Source organism: Kitasatospora sp. NPDC007106, assembly GCF_040634455.1.
In the GTDB taxonomy this organism is placed as follows: domain Bacteria; phylum Actinomycetota; class Actinomycetes; order Streptomycetales; family Streptomycetaceae; genus Kitasatospora; species Kitasatospora arboriphila.
The window spans coordinates 1-2,041 of sequence record NZ_JBEYFP010000985.1; the positions used below are offsets into that span (position 1 = coordinate 1).

3 protein-coding genes are annotated in these 2,041 nt (G+C 74.7%); all 3 read right to left on the reverse strand.

Features of this window, described 5'->3' with window-relative positions:
• Positions 1 to 192: 192 nt before the first annotated feature.
• On the reverse strand, positions 193 to 588 hold the full coding sequence (locus ABZ641_RS34810; protein WP_359988367.1) for a pyridoxamine 5'-phosphate oxidase family protein: 396 nt from the start codon (positions 586 to 588) through the stop codon (positions 193 to 195).
• 90 nt (positions 589 to 678) lie between these two features.
• Positions 679 to 1,377, reverse strand: coding sequence for a response regulator transcription factor (locus ABZ641_RS34815; RefSeq protein WP_344622348.1), 699 nt, complete (start codon positions 1,375 to 1,377; stop codon positions 679 to 681).
• Positions 1,378 to 1,747: 370 nt separating this feature from the next.
• Positions 1,748 to 2,041 (reverse strand): oleate hydratase (locus tag ABZ641_RS34820; protein ID WP_359988369.1); only part of this gene is annotated, 294 nt, incomplete at its 5' end.

A 2,041-nucleotide genomic window follows, 5' to 3' on the forward strand; every position in this document is an offset into this window, starting at 1 on the left:
GAGGAGAGCCGCCCATGGTCTACGCCCGGCCCGGAACCGAAGGCAGCATCGTCAGCTTCGCCCCCCGCTACGACAACTTCATCGGCGGCAAGTGGCGGCGGACGGCGGGACCCGGCTCGTCTGGTCGGCCCCGCTGGGACGCTGAGCCCACCGGTCCGATGCTCGCCGGCGGGAGCGGCCACCGGTGTCGTGTCAGGGCGGAAGGGGCGTCACGTCGGCGAGGAGGCGTCCGGTCACCAGTTCGGAGCGGATGCGGACGGTGACCCGGTCGGCGGGCCAGGGGTGCGACCCGGCCACGGCCCCGGGGCCGGTCACCTCGGCCCTGCCGAGGACGGTGACGCTCCAGCCACTGCCGTCCGCCTCGCTCACCTGGTCGGCCTGGAAGGCGACCAGCGCGTCCGCCACGGCCCGGAGGAACTCCGACCCGGCGGGGGCGGGCACGAGCACGCTGCCGTCGTCGTCGAGCCGGTACCTGACCGGCAGGACGGCGGGCAGTGCGCCGACGGTGTAGACGACGCGCCCGATCGACGACGTGGCCAGGAGACGCAGGGAGTGCCACTCGCCCAGCGGTGCGGTGTCAGGGGTCATGACACCGATGGTCGCCCGGGACCGCCGCGCGGGGCAGGGGCCTTCGGCCCCGGTCGGACGGCCGGGCGGCCCGCCGCCGGGGCCCGGTCGTCAGCGGCCGGTCCGGCCGGCCGCCCGGTCGTGGGAAGCCAGGGCCTGGGTGGCGATGACGGCGGCCTGGACGCGGCGCTCGACGCCGAGCTTGGCCAGCAGCCGGGAGATGTGGTTCTTGACGGTCTTCTCCGCCAGGTAGAGGCGCTCGCCGATCTGCCGGTTGGTGAGCCCCTCGCCGATCAGCGCGAGGATCTCCCGCTCCCGGTCCGTGAGAGCGGGCATGTCGGAGGCCGGCGGGGCGGTGTCGCCGCGCAGGCGGGCCATCAGGCGGGTGGTGGCACCGGGGTCGAGCATGGACTGGCCGGCGGCGACCGTGCGGACGGCCGAGACCAGGTCGGTGCCGGTGATCTGCTTGAGGACGTAGCCGGAGGCGCCGGCCATGATCGAGTCCAGCAGCGCCTCCTCGTCGTCGAAGGAGGTCAGGATGAGGCACGCCAGCTCCGGCATCTTCGAGCGCAGTTCGCGGCAGACGGTCACGCCGTCGCCGTCGGGCAGCCGCATGTCCAGGACCGCGACGTCGGGGCGCAGCGCCGGCACGCGGGCCAGGGCCTGTTCGACGCTGGCGGCCTCGCCGATGACCGTGAGGTCGGGCTCGGAGTCCAGCAGGTCGTGCACGCCGCGCCGGACGACCTCGTGGTCGTCGAGGAGGAACACCGTGATCGGGGTGCCCGCCTGGGCCTCCGTACTGCCCGTCATCGCGTCTCCGTAACTCTCGGACCCGCCGTCGGGGCAGCGGGTGGGACCGTCGGCAGTGTGCCGGGGGCTCCCGGAGGACACCGGGGCCGGGCGGCCCCGGCAACCCCGGCAACGGACCCCATTATGCGCCCCGGTGACGGCGTGTCCGGGCGGTCCTGCCCGGGGAGGTGCCCGCTCGGACGTGACGGGTGTCGCCGGCCCCCCCGGGGGCGCCGAGCCGTGCGGGTGCGGGCTGATCGCTCCGGGCTGCAGGGCACCGGCAGGACACGGAAACGCCGAACCGGGAACAGCGATCGGGCCGTTCCCGGTTCCTGCCGGAACCGCCGCCGGCCGCGCTCCGCGGTGCGGCTGGCGGACGAGGCGGCGCGGCTCAGGCGAGCGCGGTCCGCAGGGCCGCGAGCACGGTCGCCGGCTCGGCCAGAGCGTGGTGCACCGGTGGCACCGGCAGGTCGAGTCCCAGCAGCTGGTGGACGGCGTGCATGGCGCCGCGCACCGAGTACTCGACGGTGAAGACGACGTCCTCCGGAATCTCGACGTACTGGCCGAGGAAGGCGAAGTTCCGTGCGCCGTGCGGGATCACCCTGGGCCGGTCGTGCGTCGAGCGGCGGGCGAACTGGCTGGTGATGTAGGGCATCATCACGGAGGTGATGGTGGTGGAGGCGCG